Source organism: Latilactobacillus sakei subsp. sakei DSM 20017 = JCM 1157 (assembly GCF_002370355.1).
GTDB classification, from domain to species: domain Bacteria; phylum Bacillota; class Bacilli; order Lactobacillales; family Lactobacillaceae; genus Latilactobacillus; species Latilactobacillus sakei.
Map to the genome: position 1 here is coordinate 954,742 of NZ_AP017929.1, position 16,564 is coordinate 971,305.

The following is a 16,564-nucleotide window of genomic DNA, read 5'->3' on the forward strand; positions in this document are numbered from 1 at the left end:
AGGCCTTTTATTTTTTATTAGATTAACAACTTACTAAACTCCTTCTGCACCCTAAATTTAATATTATTAGCCGTTCGCCGCGTGATGTTTAAGTCCACGGCGATTTCTTTTAGGCTGGCGTTGGCAAAGTAGCGTAGGACTAGGAAGCGACGTTCACGCGGGTCGCAGACCTGATAGAGTTTTTCGAAGAGGTCGTTATAGATGACGGCATTATCTGGGTCGCAGTGGGGATCACTGATTTGGTCGAGGTAGTCCATTAGGGCATCGTCTTCAGATAGACGGTTAACGAAACCGATTTGTTTGTTCCGGCCGTTTTCTTGTCTGAAGTGTCGCATCGTGGCCCATTTAATCGCTTGGTAAGCGTAGACGATGAATTCGTGCTCTCGGGTCTCAGGATCGCCTGGAAAGCGCTGATAGGCATCAATGAAGGTCAGGATGGCTTCTTGGTAGAGATCATCGAAATTCTCGTGATAACGATTAATATGGAGTGATTTGAGCGCCCCGTAAATAAAGTTGTCGTCTTGGAGTAAGAGGTTAAAAGCGGCTTGGTTAGATTTGGTCATTGTGTCTCATCCTTTAGGCCGCGAGCTCGCAGTGAATTTTCCCGGTAAGTTCACTATAACGACTTAGCGGTCAAAAGAATAACGACCGTTTTTGATGATTAATCAGAATGAAACGTTGGTTTTATAGGAATTCGTAAGTAGTAATTTCTGAAACAAGTATTATTTAACCTTGAAAATCGGTGAAAAGCCAATATTTCGGGTGTTTTATAAATCGCGTAATTTCCTGATAAAACCGGGCACACCTTGTAAATACCAGCTAAATTCATGAATCGGATATTCCTTGTATTCTTGTATGGCCGCTTGGTAGATATAATTTGATTTGTGAATTTCTAAGTCATCTAGGAGCCGAATCAATTGTTGTGGGTTATTCGGTACCATGCTACATAATTGGCAATGACAGTAATCATAGCTATGGATAATACTACTGTTAAAGCAAGATTGCAGTTCGATGGTATAGCCGAAGTTAGTTGCGCAAATCCCGAGGCTCGTGCGTAGAATCCGGCCGATTGCGGCACATTGATGAATTTCGGTCTCTAACTGACGTCCTTTGTAGAGGAGTTCGCAATTTGTTTCATTCAGGAAAGTAATCCGCAGATGATCACCAGCTTGTTCGTAGTATTTAACGTAGTGTAGCGCTAACCAACTCGCGTTTTGATGGGCAGTGCCACTAAGCGGTAGAAATTGGTATTCACCGTTAATTTGCGGTAGTTTCCGTAGGTGGCCGAAGTTATGATAGATGTGTCGCATTTGTGAGAAATCAATGAGTTGTTGACGGTTATACTGGCGCATTAATTTGCGGGTTGAAAGGGGCGTCGCTTGCAGGCCGTTGTTACGACTGATAATTAAACTGCGATGTTTATTAGTCGCTAGCAACATGGTATCGGAATTAATACGATAATGGTTGATATACGGGCAACTAATTGATTCACGAAAGCGCAGATCATAATCGACGGTTTTGATTAAAGGTAGGCAATCTGGACAAACTGTGTGTTGGAGCGGGACGGTACGCGTATGTAGTAACATAGAAACCTCCTAATAAACTATTCAATTGAGGATAGCAAACATTAACAAGCGCTTACAAATTTAATGTGATTCTATTAACAAATAGATGTTAATATATTAATATTTTTCTCATTTTTGAGCGTCTAAGGGTCACAAATCGGCCTGAGTATGGCATACTATGATTAGACTATGATTAATGGGGGATTCTTTAAATGAAAGTACGCAAAGCAGTTATTCCAGCAGCCGGTTTAGGGACACGTTTCTTACCAGCCACTAAAGCAATGGCCAAAGAAATGTTGCCAATTGTTGATAAACCAACGATCCAATTTATCGTTGAAGAAGCAAAAGCTTCAGGTATCGAAGATATTTTAATTATTACTGGTAAGGGCAAACGGCCAATCGAAGATCACTTCGATTCAGCACCTGAGCTGGAACAAAACTTAAAAGCTAAGAATAAGACGAAGATGTTGAAGATGGTCAATGAAACCACTGACATGGGCGTTAACCTCTATTTCATTCGCCAATCACATCCTAATGGTTTAGGGGATGCTGTTCGTCTTGCGAAGTCTTTCGTGGCTGACGAACCTTTCGTTGTCATGTTAGGTGATGACTTGATGGAAGATGAAGTGCCATTGAGCAAACAATTAATTAATGAATATGAAGAAACACATGCCTCACAATTGGCTGTTATGAAAGTGCCACACAGCGAAGTTGATAAGTATGGTGTCATTAACCCTGAAAACAAGGTTAAAGATGATTTATACAATGTTAAGAACTTCGTTGAAAAGCCAGATGTTGATAAGGCACCTAGTGATTTAGCCATTATCGGTCGTTACTTATTAACACCGGAAATTTTTGATGTCCTAGAAAATCAAAAACCAGGCCTTGGTGGCGAAATTCAATTAACAGATGCTATCGACGAATTGAACAAGACACAACGCGTCTTCGCCCACGAATTCAAGGGCCGTCGTTACGATGTTGGTAACAAGTTCGGTTACTTAGAAACAAGTATTGAATACGGTTTGAAACACCCAGAAGTCAAAGATGATTTGAAGAAATATATTATCAAATTGGGTGAAGAATTAAAACAAAGTGAAAAGAAAGAAAATAAATAGAGTGCTGACCATCGCGGTTAGTAATTGAGCATTAATTAAAAATTGGCATTAATCCAGGTTTTAGGATTAATGCTAATTTTAGATTAAGCGGAAATTATTGCGATAGGAAGCACGTTTAAGTGAAGAGTGCTGACCATCGCGGTTAGTAATTGAGCATAAAAAAAGATCTCGTCATTGACGGGATCTTTTTTTGTAATGAATTAGTCAATACTCTTTAGGTATTTGTCTAATTCAGCTGGTTTTTTAACTTCGTAGCTCCAGCCTGCAGAAACAGTTTTTGAGTTTAAGCGCATCTTTAATACGATGGCTTCTCTAACGTAATTTAGGACTTTTTTCATGAGATATCACCTCCTTTAAATGGGATATTGTGACTAGCACTAAAGTTGCCAGTGTTGCGGCACCAATCGGGATGACTAAAAAGTTGAAGCATAGACACAAAACTGAGAATAAGCAGAAAGCGGCAATTGTGATCCGATTACGCTTAAATTTTTCATTTTTAACACGTTTATCTTCTATAAGCGGTGTTCCAAACCAGAAAGCAAGGGCTGATAGAAGCGAGAAAATAATCGCGACAGTGGTATTGAATAATAGCCATTGCGCGAGATAGATGGCAACAATAGCCAGAGAAGCGGATGTCAGATAACAATTTAAATAGGTCCGACAGTGATAGCCGCCGGTTTGTGTATGAATGATTCTAAAGAGAATCACATAACCGACAGTGAGCCAAAATTGATGAGTGCTGAGCCCAAATAATAAGATGGAGGCCGTAATCAAAAACTCATTAATTGTTAGCTCAACGCCATAATTGTAGAAGACTTGTTCGTCTGCTGAAATCACTTTTTTTCTAACGAGTAGATTAGTAATCATTTTTGTAAGGTTTTCCAAGCCAATACCTCCATTATTAGTCTTGATCAATCGGTAATAAAACGAGCATATCGAAGTGTGTTTCGTCATAGGCTATTTTATAGTCACCATGGAGTCGATCAATACTCTTTTTAATAATATTAATGCCTAAGCCATGTGGTTCATGTTTAAACCAACCTTTGTTAGAAAGATTAATTTTGTTGCCTAAATGAGTTTCGGCATGAGAGTTATTAACAATTAATACCAGTTTATGTTTATATTCAAAAATTTTGACACTGATTTTTCTTTTTTCGGGCGGTAGTTTTTCTGTTGCGGCAACGGCATTTTTCAATAAGTTGATCAGGATGTTGGAAAGAGAAACGGGTTCTAACGATTCAGTCTGGACTTGGTCCACTTTAAGTGAGAGTTCGATATCCTTAGAAGCACATAGTTGAATATTGTTGTTTAAAACGGCATCAATATAGACATTCCCGGTTAAAACCTGGGCTTTAACCTTCTCCAATTGCCCTGTAATCTGGTTGACATAATTAATGGCTTCAGTATCAAGCTCATTTTCAATCATATATTTGATTGACATAATGTTTTCTTTAAAGTCATGCCGCATATGACTGAGTTCAAGTTCTTTTTTATTTTGAATTTTAATTTCGTTTTTTAAGACAGTAGAAGTCGCTTGAAGGTTAAGTTCAAATTCACGATTTTGATAGTAGAGGCTTAGTTGTGAAAATAGGTAAATCGTTAAGCAGATAGTGATATTGAGTAAAATAACCATAATTAGTATTTTATGGGATAACGGGCCCGTATTGTTAAGTTGTAAGTTGCCACTGATGATGGACATGAAATTGTCAATTAGGATGGCACCAATGATTAAAATACAATTCATAATCATCAAATAGTGATATGAGATATTTAAATTCAGTTTATTGAAAAAGTGGTAGTAGCCATAAATTAGAAGCAACATGATCGACTTCGTCAGAATATAGAATAGGATGCCATAAAAATCTGTAACGTCGATAACTTGTAGGATATTTTTATTGAGAAGGTTGGAGAGTATTAACCCAGAAAAAATATCAGAGAAATAAACAAAATAGTAACCTAATGCAACAAAGTAAAAGATTTTAATTATTTTATCTTTAAATAGTAATATTGATGAAAGGCTGACAGCGATGGGGATTAGCAGTGCACGGATATATGGTATTGATTCAGAGATAAAAATAGTAAGGTATGAATCTATCGCAATGAGTGTGATTAGCACAGCAATCGCCCGGCTTCGTTGAATAAAACGCGTATTTAAAAATAAAATCAATAGTACATAAAGGATGGTCACTTCAATCACAGTCGGTGTAACGTAGATAATTAGATTAGTCACTGAGAATCCCCCGTATACCGCATATAAATGCTTCTTGAACTTCTTTTTTTCGTCGACGGCTTAAATCTAGTTCTTCACCATTATCCATTAGGATGCTGGTGTTTTTAATTTCATTAATAAAAATTGGATTAACGGAGAATTTCCGATGTGTCCTCAGAAATCCCTTTTCAACTAGCGAATCTGTTATTTCTTGGAAGGTATAACCGATAAGTTCAAATTGGGTTTGATCGGCCAGATGGAGATAAACCTTCCGATTGAGTGATTGAACGTAAATAATGTCATCAAGATAGACTTTTTTATAGAGTTCTTCACCAGTTGTTTCGCGTAGTTTCAGTCTAAGATATTTGCTATTTTCAAAAGCCACAGAGCGACTCAGCCGTGCCAGCAAATTATCAATGCGCTCACTGAGATGATCTTTAGGTAGAAAATCATAGATATCATATTGCAGGGTATTTAGAATTTCTTGTTCATAACGGGTGACAAAAATAATTTTTACCCGCTTATCAAGATTGCGAATTTTGTGGGCTAACATTTTACCATTAATTTTGGGCATATAAATGTCGATAAAAAGGGCGTCGAATACACCGGGTTTAAAGGCATCGAGTAGGTCGGTTGCATTTGTAAAAGTCTGATAAGTTGCTTTGATGGCTAATGATCGATCGATTTCTTGAGTGATTTTTTTAGAAAACACTGATTATCGTCACAAAATGCAATATTTAACATTAAAAGTGCTCCTTATATTACTTGATTATTTAATATTCTATCACTATTCTTAATAAAATAGCATCTTTAACCTGTCACGTTTTTACCAAAAATGGCTATTATTATGCCCTTTTAAGTCATTAATATGGCGTTAAAAGACGATTGTTAAAAGCGCTAATTACTTGAACGGTTAATATAAATGTCGCAACGGTAATTTTTGTTTCGAAAATAAATTAAATTAAATGCTAGAACTAAGCTGATTTTTTAGACGGCAAATAGTATAATATCCGAATTTAATTTTTTAATTAATTTAAATTAATTAAAAAAATTTTTAGTGATGGCAAATTCTATAATTAATCCGAACAGAAATTAAAAAGCCCAAAGCAATCACTTACAATGGTAGTAGCTAATTCCAACCAATATAGGGAGTGATTACTTTGGGTACATCTACTTTATCACGTTTTCAACGTGGCGCACTAGCACAACTGGTCAATGAGGGGAATAAATCTTACCAAGTAATGGCTGACGCCTTAGGCGTCGCCAAAGCTACGATTAGCTATGAGTTGGACCGAGTTAAACCTTATGATCCAGAATTAGCTCAGCAAGATGCAGATCGCAAAAGGCGGAATTGCGGTCGTCGTTCGATGCTGACGGCAGCATTAGCGACTTTAATTACCAATCACTTACGATTAACCTGGTCACCAGAAACCATTGCGGCCGCTTATAACTTGAGCACTGCGTCAATTTATAATTGGCTTAATCGTGGCTGGCTCCCCTTCAAATTGACTGATCTACCCAATCGGAATGTCCGCCAGCACCGAGTGAGCGAAAATCGTGGGAAATTTACAAGTGGGACTTCCATCGAACAACGGCCAACAACTGTTAATCAACGGTTAGCTTTTGGTCATTGGGAAGTAGATACGGTGCTTTCTAGTCGAAGTGAGTCACGATCATGTCTGGTTACATTCGTAGAACGTAAGACCCGACTTCTATGGGCCATCAAAGCCCCTAATAGAACGGCTAAGGCTCTAAACACCGCCTTTGGCAAGTTTATGGGGGCCTTCGGTCCCCAAGTAAAATCCATTACTGTTGATCATGGTAAAGAGTTTGCCAATTATCAGGCCTTAGAACAGGATTATCAGATCAAAGTTTATTTTTGCCATCCATATTCACCATGGGAGCGAGGTTCCAATGAATATTTTAATAGACGGTTACGCTGGTTCTTCCCGAAAAAGACCAATTTTAGCCAAGTAACGACTGATGAGATCCTAGCAGCACTTGAACTAATTAATCAACGACCATTAAAAATACATCATCAACAGACTGCCATTGAAAGATTCCGGGCTTGTTCGGATTAAACTTGTAATTTGCCTGATATAAAAAAGCCACTAGACCAAATCGGACTAGTGGCTGTGTAATAGGAATTAAATGAGGATGCCCTCACAATGATCTATTTCATGTTGGATAATTTGAGCTACCCAGCCAGAAAAAGCTTGTTGCTGTGCTTTAAATTGGCGATCTTGATAGCTTACTTCAATTGTTTCATACCGTTTTGTTGAACGTTGGCCAACAAGTGATAGGCACCCTTCTTCAGTTTGATAAGGGTTGCTGTGACGGATAATCTTGGGATTGACCATAATTACAGGGAGAATCCCCATTTGGACGATAATAATCCGTTTATTAACGCCAATCATATTAGTAGCCATGCCGACACAACGATCGGTGTTAGCTTGTAATGTATCAATTAAATCGGTGATAACTGCTGTATCTGCAGTTGTGGCAGGTAGGGCCACCTGGCTCAAAAATTCGGTATCATGCATAATCGGCTTAATCATAAAAAAACTCCTCACAAGTTAATAAGCCTATTATAACAGAATCATGTTGCTCAAAGTGATTCACGAACTGCCCAAATTGGGACAAAATAACGGTTGACAATATAATTTTATTTATAAAATTTAATTTAATTTATATGAGCTGAATTTTATAATAGGCTAATCAATATTAAAGTGGTCTAGTGCAAGATAGATTTAGTGGTTTATTGTTTGTGGTATTAGTAAACTATTACACCGAGCGGTCATATAAATGGCCTTAATGGTCTATATTGTAAAAAATTAGAAAAAAAGAAAGCACTTAACATTGCTAATAAACGGTTTATCGTATTATATATAACGGTAACTATTAGAATTTGGAAGACTTTAAGCTCTATAACAATAGAGGGGAGAAATAATAAAATGTTAAGTCAAACAGAAACGTTATCGTCGGTTACTTATATCATGCGCTGCAACCAGGTCATTGAGAAATTATTAGTATTTGATACGGTTTTTAACGAATACACACAAACCTGCCGTAATATCGTATTAGGCAGATGTTTGGTTAATGAGAATCTGCATTCCTTGAAGAAGTATTTCCAGAAGAATTTGGTGAATTTGCGACATTTTGTGGAATTGATTGAAAGTATTAATCCGCCAAGTTATTTTACTGAAACTAATCAACAGTTAAAGGAAGCTTTTAGAGGATACGCTGAAAGTGTTGAAAAAATGTTATCAATCATTGAAACAGAGAACGATTCGTTAATATTAGAAAAATTACAGGAGATCCGACAAATTCAAAAAGATTATTGTCATCAAATTAATGAAGCATTGGCGGATGTCGTTAAACTCGGCTAATGCTCGAAATAAAGGTGGTTAACCGGGTAGGTTAATTGCCTTTTTTAGCATTTAGAATAAATAAAAAGTTTATCTTTTAGGCACAAAATGAATAAAAATTCGACAAAGTATGTGTTTTTGATTATAATTATGAGTATAGCATTATAACTAAACTTATTAGTTTTTAATTTTAATGACCGGTAAGAGGGTATAGAGGAGGATTCACAATGAAGAAAATAACGTTATTTTTGAGTAGTTTGTTGTTACTGGGACTGTTTGTATTTGGCAGTCAACAGGTGCAATCAGTGCAAGCGGCTGAGAAGACTTATGAAATCGGAACTGATGTCACTTATCCACCGTTCGAATTTGCGAATAAGGATAATAAGTATGTCGGGATTGATATTGATATCATGAAGGCCATCGCAAAATCAGAAGGTTTCAAAGTGAATATCCAACCTCTCGGCTTTAATGCCGCCGTTCAAGCGGTCCAATCAGGACAGATTGATGGTGTGATTGCCGGGATGACAATTACGGATGAACGGAAAGCCAAATTTGATTTTGCGGATCCTTATTATCACACAGGCGTTGTCATGGCGGTTAAAAAAGACAGTAAGATTACTGGCTTAAAAGGGTTGAAAGGCCAACGGGTCGCGATTAAGACTGGGACGGCTGCTGGTGATTATGCAAAATCAAAGGCCAAAGAGTACGGCTTTACAACGGTTACTTTTGACGATTCCGATAATATGTACAATGATGTTGTCAACGGTAACTCAGTAGCCTGTTTCGAAGATGAACCAGTCATGCAATACGGGATTAAGACTGGTTTAGGCTTGAAAATTGTCACGAAGCCAGTTCAAGGCGGCGACTACGGATTCGCTGTTAAGAAAGGCACTAACCCAGAGTTAGTTGCTAAATTCAACAAGGGATTGAAGAAGTTAAAAGCCAGTGGCGAATACGCTAAAATTCAAGCAAAATATTTAAATACTAAAGCATCTAGCGAAAAAGAAGCTGATCACAGTTTCTTCGGTTTATTAAAAGAAAATAAGGGCGCAATCTTAGATGGCTTAGGTCAAACATTACTATTAACGGTCATCGCGATCTTCTTCGCAACCATCTTCGGTGTCTTCTTCGGCTTACTCGGCGTGTTACCGAATAAATTTGCACGGGCCGTTTCGGATACAGTGATTTATATCTTCCGGGGCTTGCCACTATTAGTCTTAGCCTTATTCATCTACACGGGGATTCCAAGTTTGACGGGGCAAAAGATTCCCGCAATGGTCGCTGGTGTGATTACACTGATGTTCAATGAAGGGGCCTATACAGCCGCCTTCGTTAAAGGTGGGATTGGTGCCGTTAGCGCTGGTCAAATGGAAGCAGCCCGTAGTTTAGGCTTACCATATGGCAAAGCAATGCGTCGCGTCATCTTACCACAAGGCATTCGGATTATGGTGCCATCTTTTATTAACCAATTCATCATCACATTGAAGGATACCTCGATCTTATCAATCATCGGTATTGTTGAATTAACGCAAGCCGGCAAGATTATCATTGCTAGAAACCTAGAAGGCTTCAAAATCTGGGGGATGATCGCGTTGATTTACTTGATTGTGATTACATTATTGACATGGTTATCGAAGTATATCGAGAGGAGAATGAATAACTAATGAATAGAATTGAAGTGTCCCACCTCATTAAAAATTATGGTAGTAATGAAGTTTTGAAGGATTTGGATTTAACCGTTGGCAACAATGAAGTGGTTGTTATGATTGGGCCTTCTGGTTCTGGGAAGAGTACTTTTCTCCGCTGTTTGAACCGTTTGGAAGAACCAACGAGTGGCGAAATCATCGTCGATGGTTATAATCTTAGTGATCGTAAGAGCGATTTGAACCAGATTCGGGAAAAAATTGGGATGGTGTTCCAACACTTTAACCTCTTTAAAAATCTCACCGTTGCTGAAAATATCACACTAGCACCTGTTGAACTGGGCAAAATGACACCAGAAGAAGCTAAAGAAACGGCTAAACATCTTTTGGAAACAGTCGGCTTATCTGATAAGTACGATGCCAAACCAAGCTCACTTTCAGGTGGTCAAAAACAGCGGGTCGCCATTGCGCGCGCCTTGGCGATGAAACCCGATATTCTGTTATTCGATGAACCAACATCAGCGCTGGATCCAGAAATGGTCGGCGACGTCCTTGAAGTAATGAAGCGCTTGGCCAAAGAAGGGATGACGATGGTCGTTGTTACCCATGAAATGGGCTTCGCCAAAGAAGTGGCTGATCGTGTCATCTTCATGGCAGACGGGCACATTGTCGAACAAGGCACCCCAGACGATGTCTTCGGCAACCCACAAAACGATAGAACGAAGGACTTCTTGAATAAGGTATTGAATGTTTAGAAAAAGCTGTTTAAAGAGTTACCTGGTTTAAATTACTGGGTAACTCTTTTTTTGTTGTCCGTGCTATGATAAGTGATAACAAGTAGTTGGGAGATTTGATAAATGATACGTCATATTCTTGTAACCGGTGGTGCCGGTTTTATCGGTTCTAATTTTGTTCGCTATGTGGTCCGGCAACAGCCAGAAGCCCATGTAACGGTTTTGGATAAGTTAACGTACGCTGGTAATCGGGCTAATTTAGCCGGCTTACCAGCAGAACGAGTGACGTTGGTAGTCGGTGATATTTGTGATGCACCATTGGTTCAGCAGTTAGTCCAAAAGGTGGATGCGGTGGTACATTATGCAGCTGAAAGTCATAATGATAATTCGCTGCAGGATCCAACACCTTTTATTCAAACTAATATTATGGGTTCCTATACGCTAATTGAAGCCTGTCGACAATATCATGTGCGGTATCATCACGTTTCTACAGATGAAGTTTACGGCGATTTACCGTTAGTAGATGATGCAAAATTTACACCCGAAACACGTTATAATCCTAGTAGTCCGTACTCCGCTTCCAAGGCGAGTTCTGATTTGTTAGTACGGGCGTGGGTGCGCTCATTTGGGCTACGCGCAACGATATCCAATTGTTCCAATAATTATGGGCCGTATCAACATATTGAAAAGTTTATCCCGCGTCAGATTACCAATATTTTAAGTGGTAGGCGCCCTAAATTATATGGTGCTGGCCAAAATATCCGTGATTGGATTCATACGGATGACCACTCTAGTGCCGTTTGGACGATTTTGACACGGGGCCGAATGGGCGAAACCTATTTGATTGGTGCTGATGGACAACATACTAATCAAGCTGTTTTAGAAATGATTTTAACATTGATGGGACAATCCAAAGATGCATATGATCATGTTCAAGATCGACCAGGCCATGATTTACGTTATGCTATCGACGCGACCAAACTCCAGGAGGAACTCGGATGGCAACCGCAATTAACAGATTTTAAAGTTGGGTTACAACAGACAATCGACTGGTATCGTCATCATGAAGCGTGGTGGCAAGCAGATAAAGTTAAGGTAGAAGCAAAATACGCGCGCAATAGACAATAAACGAATAATATGTGATTTTAATTAACCCCCTGTTCAAAAGAAGTTAATAATAGTAGTATAAAAGAGAATTAATATTAAGTAGTGGGGGAAGATAATCATGAAGTTTTGTCCAAATTGTGGTTCGGAGATCAAGGAGGGGGCTAAGTTTTGTCCCAAATGTGGGTTTAACATCGAACAAATGACCAATCCAAACGCAACAAGTGACAGTGTGAAGAGCCGTTTTGAAAAATTGAAAACGGATGAAGAAATGGCACTCCAATTAGACCAAGTCGAGGGGTTAAATATGACGCGGGCGGACATCAAAAAGGAAGCTCAACGTAAATTATCCGGACGTTATGGCGAATGGATGAAGACCATCTTGTGGTTGGTGGTGGGGATGATTGTTGTCACATTTCTTTTGGTAATGAGTTTTGGCAGAATGATGACGGCCATTGAAATGACAATTTTGGGGAACCTCTACTCTGACCAAGGTCCGACCGGATTTACGGTTTTCTTATGGTTTGTAGTGGTGATTATGCTCTTAATAGTGCTATTCTTAATTGCTTGTTTACGCAAACCCGTTTTACAGTGGTGCGCAATCGTTACTTTACGAGGTCAGCGTGCCGATGGGTTGAAAATTTTTAACTACTTAGTAAAAGCGCAAAAGAACCGGGTGTTAAAAGCAAATGTTTTAACCACCTTCTATCAATTCTGCTGGTCATTGTTATTCGTCATTCCGGGAGTTGTCAAAGGGGCCTCATACGCAATGACTAATGTCTTATTGGAAAAAAATCCTGAAATGACTGCTAGCGAAGCGATTAACATGAGTCGTAAAATCATGCATGGCTATAAATTAGAATTCTTAATCATGCAATATTCATTTTATTTCTGGCAATTATTGGTTGGTGTGACATACGGTCTCGCTAATTTCTATGTGCTCCCTTATCAAAATGTAACTGAAATTCAATTCTTAGAATCACTTTATCAACGTTATCAAGAAAATGAAACGAAATAGAAAAAAGACAAAGTCGTAAGACTTTGTCTTTTTTAATAGCCTAGTGAGGCGTGATGACTTGTAATTTGTGTTGCAATAACCGCATATTTAACGGTGATTTGGTACTAGGATCGCCATCAATGCGTGTTTGCACACTTTCTTGATTGTCAGTGGTAATTGTTATTTTATCAGCTTTAAAGTAGGTCATTCCAGGAATTTTCTTAAAGTTGCCTGTTAGAAAATAGGGGAGAAACATAGCAGAGCGCATTAATGACATTTTAGGAGCGACAAATACATGGAAATAGCCATCATCTGGTTGCGCTTCGGGATTGAATTTTGTAAAACCACCGACGGAATTGGTGAGTGTCACGAGCAAGAACTGTGTGTCTTTTTGCCAGTGACGATGAGGGGTTTCAATTGTTAAAGGGTAATGTTGATGCTTGGCTAATACACGAATACCTTCGTTTAAAAAAGCCAAGGGGCCCCATTTTTGTTTCTCGCTCTGGGTAACATTCAAAGCAGCGTCAGCTAAAATACCAAGCGTCATCGTACTGATTAGATAGTCATCATTGATTTGACCGACATCTAGTGGTTGGAGATGGCCTTGCTGTAGATTTTCAATCGCTTGGTCAATATCTAACGGAATTTGTAAAACGCGGGCCAAATTATTAACGGTACCAGCGGGAACAATTCCTAAATAAGGTGGCTGCTCTAAAGTAGCTAGGCCACTAACGACTTCGTTGATGGTGCCATCACCACCGACAGCGACTACGATATCGAACTGCGCTTGCGCCGCTTTTTTTGCTAAGCGTGTCGCATCTTTAGGGCCTTTAGTAGGCATCAATTCAACCGTCTGCTGGTTTTTAACGAGGGCTTGTTCAATTTTTTTACCAACTGACTCGCCATGATCTTGGCCAGAATGCGGATTATAAATAACGGCATAACGATCCATAAAAAGACCTCCTTTATTAACTAACCTAAGCATAGCAAAAATCTCATGAATAAACATTGAAAACGAATTGAGGTTGGTGCTGAGCCGATAATTGATTAGCATTTTTGCTAAGTGTTAAAATGAAACTAACGTTGAATTATGAAAGTAGGTCAGGCTATGCAACTAGGGTTAAAGGCGGGTGTGAATGACCGTCAAATTAAGGATCGTTTACAATATCATCCCAGCGTATTTGAATTTCATCTGACGGAAGAAGATGTCGCAAGTGCTGGTTTAAAAAGGCTGCGCGATAAGATTCAATTTATCCGTAACCAAGGGGTGCAGCACATTATCTTACACCATCCGATGAATTTTGAAGGCGGTCATCTTGAGTTATCGATGAGTGAGGCCAGTTCACCAGCGCGCTATCGCTTTTTGTGGCAGTCAACGTTGGACTTATTGCAACTCGCTCAAGCAGAAGATGTTCAATTATTAGTCCACGGTTCATATGATGAACCCGTTGAGCAATTGACAGTTGGTTATCGCAATCTCACTGAAGCGGCTGAGGTACTTTTTAAGCGGATGGACTATCTCAACAAGATTGGTCATGATCATCTATTCTTCGAAAATTCGATTTCGCCACTCTTTTATTACGGTAATCCAGATTTGGACCAAGCCATTTTAGCGAAGGGCTATCGGTTAGCTTTTGATACGAGTCACTGTTTTATTAAGTACCATGGCGATAATGACGTGTTAGTTCAGAGCTTACAGACGCTAAAACCAGCGATTGCCCATTACCATCTGGTGGATTCGTTAGGACTTAAACATGATGGGTTAGAACTCGGGACCGGCCGCATTGATTGGCGCCGGGTTGTGCCGGTTTTAAATTCGGCAGCAACGAACATCTATGAAGTTCAGTTGGCTGATCAAAACGATGCGCGGGAAATGGTTGCGAGTCACCAGTATTTAACCGCTTTGGCGGCTGACCGGCAACATTAACCGAGCAGGATTTTATTCTGGGCTACGCGGAAGCCAAATAGTGGGTAAGCTTGATTATCCTGATTAACGTAGACATAGTGTTGATAGTATTCGCGATGATTCAAAAGGAGACTGAATTCCCATTGTTTGAGGGGATGCGGTTTCTTGGCGACCGTCTGTAATAACAGACGCGGTTGTTCATTGTGGATATCTTGTTCAAAGTCGGCAATCGGCCAATTTTGATCAGAGCCTTCGAAAAAAATGAGTGCGTTGCGCGGTGTATCGGCGAGTAATTGTAATAAATCAATGACGCGCATGATATCGACTCCTTTGCGTCAATTTAAGTAGTGCGGCGACAATCAGCCAACTAATCAATGAGAGTAAGACGACGATTGTTAAAATGACCATTAATGGTGTCAGGATGGTGAGTAACCAACTAGTGCCACCAGTAGTGGAATTGAATAGACTGGCGATGAAGGTGGTTCCGATAATAACAATCAGGGTGGCGATAATCCCAGGAATCATCCCTTTATAGTCAGCCTTTGATAAGTCAAAACCACCGATAGCAATCATGCCACAGAGGATCAACCAGATAAATAGGAAGCTCGGTTTAGTAGTCATCAAGAGTTGACTGAATAAGGGTTTGATTGCCTGCCATTGCCAAGTTGGTTCTCCGGCAAACGTCACCCAGGTTTGAAACGTATTGCGCGCTAGTAACCAAGTGAGGCCCAAGATTGCGGCTGAACAACCCAAAATAGGTGCTAGGCCAATCCAGAAGTTACCAATTGTTGGCCACAGACGGCCAGAACGGTAGCGATGTTCGACGTGCCCAAGGGAGTGGTCATTAGGATCGTTTAAGTTGCGATTGAGTAGTTGCATATCAGTAATTTGATGGTTGAAAATCAGACAAAATAACGCGTGGCTCAATTCATGAATAATGGTGCCTAGGCCACCAATCACAATCTGTGAGCGGGGCCACCAGCGTGCTAAGCGCGTTTTCGTTGAGCGGTTAATCACCGTCAATAAGGCGGCAAATCCTAGTGGCATTAAAATTAATAGTGCGCAGTTGCGCATAATGGCAATCAACAGTTGTTGCCAGTCAATGGTTAGTGTGTTTGAAAGTGACATGCTAAACCTACCTTAATAACTTAATAAGGGTCATCGTACACCTAAGTCAAGGATGGTGACAAGCGAACAACTTAAAATTTAAAGAACATCTAAAGACAAAAAAAGCGCCCAGGACAAATTTAAATTTGTCCCGGACGCTTGTTTTATAGTCGAACTTTTGTGAATTCTCAGGATATCCCCAACTGATACACAGTCTTATTTATCCGAAAAAATTGGTGTTTCAATTCGTTCAACGTACTTGGCTGCGACTGGTGTTTTGTAGAGTTGAACGTCATCTTTTTCGAAGAGATTGGCGTTAGCGATTTTGGTCATCGCTGCTTTAACTACTTCGGGGGTTAAGGATTCGTTGACTTGGCGTAGGCGTAATGTTTTGCTCTTATTAACACTCGTTTTAAATTCTAAATTAAGTTCTTTCATCTTGAATTCCTCCTAAAGAATTGGTATGTTTTTTACTTAGCGTTATACACAGATTTGGTTGTGAGTTCTGCCATGATGAATTGATCGTCATCATGTAGGCTAGCAAGGGCTTCGCCGACTGCTTGGATTTCGTCAGCTTGTACGTTTTCTTTTACGGCGCTTAAACGCCGCATGAGATGATCGTCTTGATAAGCCTCGTTTTGTAATTCGAACGCAATTGTTGATGTTAACCATGATGTTTGCATATTGAAAACCTCCAAATTTTTAATTGTAAGGTCACCGGTGAATCGCTTACGTTAATGAGTAAACCAAATGGCCGTTAAAATGGTAACTAATTTTTAGATTAATCCTAAAAATTAGTTAAAGAAAAGTAAATTA

At 39.4% G+C, this 16,564-nt stretch carries 20 protein-coding genes; 8 read left to right on the forward strand and 12 right to left on the reverse strand.

Translation table 11 applies throughout. The annotated features are described in order from the left end of the window. Positions 1–17 precede the first annotated feature (17 nt). On the reverse strand, positions 18–563 hold the full coding sequence (locus LEUCM_RS04780; RefSeq protein WP_025016506.1) for a sigma-70 family RNA polymerase sigma factor: 546 nt from the start codon (positions 561–563) through the stop codon (positions 18–20). A 204-nt stretch (positions 564–767) separates the two neighbouring features. Next, complete coding sequence (locus LEUCM_RS04785) at positions 768–1,586, reverse strand: hypothetical protein (protein ID WP_025016507.1); 819 nt, start codon at positions 1,584–1,586, stop codon at positions 768–770. 191 nt (positions 1,587–1,777) lie between these two features. On the opposite strand from LEUCM_RS04785, the gene galU reads away from it, so the two are divergent. Continuing rightward, positions 1,778–2,680 carry a UTP--glucose-1-phosphate uridylyltransferase GalU gene (galU, locus tag LEUCM_RS04790; protein WP_056936491.1) on the forward strand — a complete coding sequence of 301 codons (903 nt, stop codon included), beginning with the start codon at positions 1,778–1,780 and terminating at the stop codon, positions 2,678–2,680. A 200-nt stretch (positions 2,681–2,880) separates the two neighbouring features. Here the strand turns inward: galU and LEUCM_RS09865 are convergent, their stop codons facing one another. Genes LEUCM_RS09865 through LEUCM_RS04805 form a run of 4 tightly spaced genes read right to left on the reverse strand, consistent with a single transcriptional unit; the run spans position 2,881 to position 5,601 of the window. Continuing rightward, the gene (locus LEUCM_RS09865) at positions 2,881–3,018 is read right to left on the reverse strand and encodes a hypothetical protein (protein ID WP_011375194.1); all 138 of its coding nucleotides are present in this window, start codon (positions 3,016–3,018) and stop codon (positions 2,881–2,883) included. After that, positions 2,993–3,565 (reverse strand): accessory gene regulator B family protein, encoded by a 573-nt coding sequence (locus tag LEUCM_RS04795; RefSeq protein ID WP_025016508.1) that lies wholly within the window; start codon positions 3,563–3,565, stop codon positions 2,993–2,995. The genes LEUCM_RS09865 and LEUCM_RS04795 overlap by 26 nt, the downstream gene beginning before the upstream one ends. A 16-nt stretch (positions 3,566–3,581) precedes the next feature. After that, complete coding sequence (locus tag LEUCM_RS04800; RefSeq protein WP_025016509.1) at positions 3,582–4,910, reverse strand: sensor histidine kinase; 1,329 nt, start codon at positions 4,908–4,910, stop codon at positions 3,582–3,584. Continuing rightward, entirely contained in the window at positions 4,903–5,601 is a 699-nt protein-coding gene (locus tag LEUCM_RS04805) for a LytR/AlgR family response regulator transcription factor (protein WP_025016510.1), read from the reverse strand. Before LEUCM_RS04805 ends, LEUCM_RS04800 begins: the two co-directional genes overlap by 8 nt. Before the next feature lie 448 nt (positions 5,602–6,049). Between LEUCM_RS04805 and LEUCM_RS04810 the strand changes: the two genes are divergently transcribed. Continuing rightward, positions 6,050–6,970, forward strand: a complete 921-nt coding sequence (locus LEUCM_RS04810; RefSeq protein ID WP_011373852.1) for an IS30-like element ISLsa1 family transposase — start codon at positions 6,050–6,052, stop codon at positions 6,968–6,970. A gap of 66 nt (positions 6,971–7,036) precedes the next feature. Here the strand turns inward: LEUCM_RS04810 and LEUCM_RS04815 are convergent, their stop codons facing one another. Continuing rightward, positions 7,037–7,447, reverse strand: a complete 411-nt coding sequence (locus LEUCM_RS04815) for a peptide deformylase (RefSeq protein WP_025016082.1) — start codon at positions 7,445–7,447, stop codon at positions 7,037–7,039. A gap of 396 nt (positions 7,448–7,843) precedes the next feature. On the opposite strand from LEUCM_RS04815, the gene LEUCM_RS04820 reads away from it, so the two are divergent. The 5 genes from LEUCM_RS04820 (at position 7,844) to LEUCM_RS04840 (ending at position 12,756) form a co-directional block, all read left to right on the forward strand. Continuing rightward, positions 7,844–8,278 carry a hypothetical protein gene (locus LEUCM_RS04820; protein WP_025016081.1) on the forward strand — a complete coding sequence of 145 codons (435 nt, stop codon included), beginning with the start codon at positions 7,844–7,846 and terminating at the stop codon, positions 8,276–8,278. 206 nt (positions 8,279–8,484) lie between these two features. Then, positions 8,485–9,921, forward strand: coding sequence for an amino acid ABC transporter substrate-binding protein/permease (locus LEUCM_RS04825; RefSeq protein WP_016265521.1), 1,437 nt, complete (start codon positions 8,485–8,487; stop codon positions 9,919–9,921). Further along, positions 9,921–10,655 carry an amino acid ABC transporter ATP-binding protein gene (locus LEUCM_RS04830; RefSeq protein WP_011375187.1) on the forward strand — a complete coding sequence of 245 codons (735 nt, stop codon included), beginning with the start codon at positions 9,921–9,923 and terminating at the stop codon, positions 10,653–10,655. Before LEUCM_RS04825 ends, LEUCM_RS04830 begins: the two co-directional genes overlap by 1 nt. Before the next feature lie 102 nt (positions 10,656–10,757). After that, on the forward strand, positions 10,758–11,762 hold the full coding sequence (rfbB, locus tag LEUCM_RS04835) for a dTDP-glucose 4,6-dehydratase (RefSeq protein ID WP_025016080.1): 1,005 nt from the start codon (positions 10,758–10,760) through the stop codon (positions 11,760–11,762). A 97-nt stretch (positions 11,763–11,859) separates the two neighbouring features. Beyond that, entirely contained in the window at positions 11,860–12,756 is an 897-nt protein-coding gene (locus LEUCM_RS04840) for a DUF975 family protein (RefSeq protein ID WP_025016079.1), read from the forward strand. A gap of 40 nt (positions 12,757–12,796) precedes the next feature. On the opposite strand, the gene LEUCM_RS04845 is transcribed toward LEUCM_RS04840, so the two are convergent. After that, positions 12,797–13,687, reverse strand: coding sequence for a diacylglycerol/lipid kinase family protein (locus LEUCM_RS04845; protein WP_011375184.1), 891 nt, complete (start codon positions 13,685–13,687; stop codon positions 12,797–12,799). Between the two features lie 156 nt (positions 13,688–13,843). Here LEUCM_RS04845 and LEUCM_RS04850 point away from each other — a divergent pair, with 156 nt between their 5' ends. Beyond that, a complete protein-coding gene (locus LEUCM_RS04850) occupies positions 13,844–14,662 on the forward strand; it encodes a TIM barrel protein (protein WP_082267679.1) in 819 nt (272 codons plus the stop codon). On the opposite strand, the gene LEUCM_RS04855 is transcribed toward LEUCM_RS04850, so the two are convergent. The 4 genes from LEUCM_RS04855 to LEUCM_RS04870 all read right to left on the reverse strand — a co-directional run bounded on the left by LEUCM_RS04855 (position 14,659) and on the right by LEUCM_RS04870 (position 16,431). Next, complete coding sequence (locus LEUCM_RS04855) at positions 14,659–14,958, reverse strand: hypothetical protein (RefSeq protein WP_025016078.1); 300 nt, start codon at positions 14,956–14,958, stop codon at positions 14,659–14,661. The two genes, LEUCM_RS04850 and LEUCM_RS04855, sit on opposite strands and share 4 nt — an antisense overlap. Further along, complete coding sequence (locus tag LEUCM_RS04860) at positions 14,945–15,769, reverse strand: hypothetical protein (protein ID WP_025016077.1); 825 nt, start codon at positions 15,767–15,769, stop codon at positions 14,945–14,947. The genes LEUCM_RS04855 and LEUCM_RS04860 overlap by 14 nt, the downstream gene beginning before the upstream one ends. 195 nt (positions 15,770–15,964) lie before the next feature. Then, a complete protein-coding gene (locus LEUCM_RS04865) occupies positions 15,965–16,186 on the reverse strand; it encodes a DUF2922 domain-containing protein (RefSeq protein WP_025016076.1) in 222 nt (73 codons plus the stop codon). A 32-nt stretch (positions 16,187–16,218) separates the two neighbouring features. Then, complete coding sequence (locus LEUCM_RS04870) at positions 16,219–16,431, reverse strand: DUF1659 domain-containing protein (RefSeq protein ID WP_025016075.1); 213 nt, start codon at positions 16,429–16,431, stop codon at positions 16,219–16,221. Between the last annotated feature and the right edge of the window lie 133 nt (positions 16,432–16,564).

Excerpts from the sequence above, each read along its gene's own strand:
- LEUCM_RS04780 (WP_025016506.1), bottom strand. The coding sequence starts at position 563 with ATGACCAAATCTAACCAAGCCGCTTTTAACCTCTTACTCCAAGACGAC.
- LEUCM_RS04785 (WP_025016507.1), bottom strand. The coding sequence starts at position 1,586 with ATGTTACTACATACGCGTACCGTCCCGCTCCAACACACAGTTTGTCCA.
- galU (WP_056936491.1), top strand. The coding sequence starts at position 1,778 with ATGAAAGTACGCAAAGCAGTTATTCCAGCAGCCGGTTTAGGGACACGT.
- LEUCM_RS09865 (WP_011375194.1), bottom strand. The coding sequence starts at position 3,018 with ATGAAAAAAGTCCTAAATTACGTTAGAGAAGCCATCGTATTAAAGATG.
- LEUCM_RS04815 (WP_025016082.1), bottom strand. The coding sequence starts at position 7,447 with ATGATTAAGCCGATTATGCATGATACCGAATTTTTGAGCCAGGTGGCC.
- LEUCM_RS04820 (WP_025016081.1), top strand. The coding sequence starts at position 7,844 with ATGTTAAGTCAAACAGAAACGTTATCGTCGGTTACTTATATCATGCGC.
- LEUCM_RS04825 (WP_016265521.1), top strand. The coding sequence starts at position 8,485 with ATGAAGAAAATAACGTTATTTTTGAGTAGTTTGTTGTTACTGGGACTG.
- LEUCM_RS04830 (WP_011375187.1), top strand. The coding sequence starts at position 9,921 with ATGAATAGAATTGAAGTGTCCCACCTCATTAAAAATTATGGTAGTAAT.
- rfbB (WP_025016080.1), top strand. The coding sequence starts at position 10,758 with ATGATACGTCATATTCTTGTAACCGGTGGTGCCGGTTTTATCGGTTCT.
- LEUCM_RS04840 (WP_025016079.1), top strand. The coding sequence starts at position 11,860 with ATGAAGTTTTGTCCAAATTGTGGTTCGGAGATCAAGGAGGGGGCTAAG.
- LEUCM_RS04845 (WP_011375184.1), bottom strand. The coding sequence starts at position 13,687 with ATGGATCGTTATGCCGTTATTTATAATCCGCATTCTGGCCAAGATCAT.
- LEUCM_RS04850 (WP_082267679.1), top strand. The coding sequence starts at position 13,844 with ATGCAACTAGGGTTAAAGGCGGGTGTGAATGACCGTCAAATTAAGGAT.
- LEUCM_RS04855 (WP_025016078.1), bottom strand. The coding sequence starts at position 14,958 with ATGCGCGTCATTGATTTATTACAATTACTCGCCGATACACCGCGCAAC.
- LEUCM_RS04860 (WP_025016077.1), bottom strand. The coding sequence starts at position 15,769 with ATGTCACTTTCAAACACACTAACCATTGACTGGCAACAACTGTTGATT.
- LEUCM_RS04865 (WP_025016076.1), bottom strand. The coding sequence starts at position 16,186 with ATGAAAGAACTTAATTTAGAATTTAAAACGAGTGTTAATAAGAGCAAA.
- LEUCM_RS04870 (WP_025016075.1), bottom strand. The coding sequence starts at position 16,431 with ATGCAAACATCATGGTTAACATCAACAATTGCGTTCGAATTACAAAAC.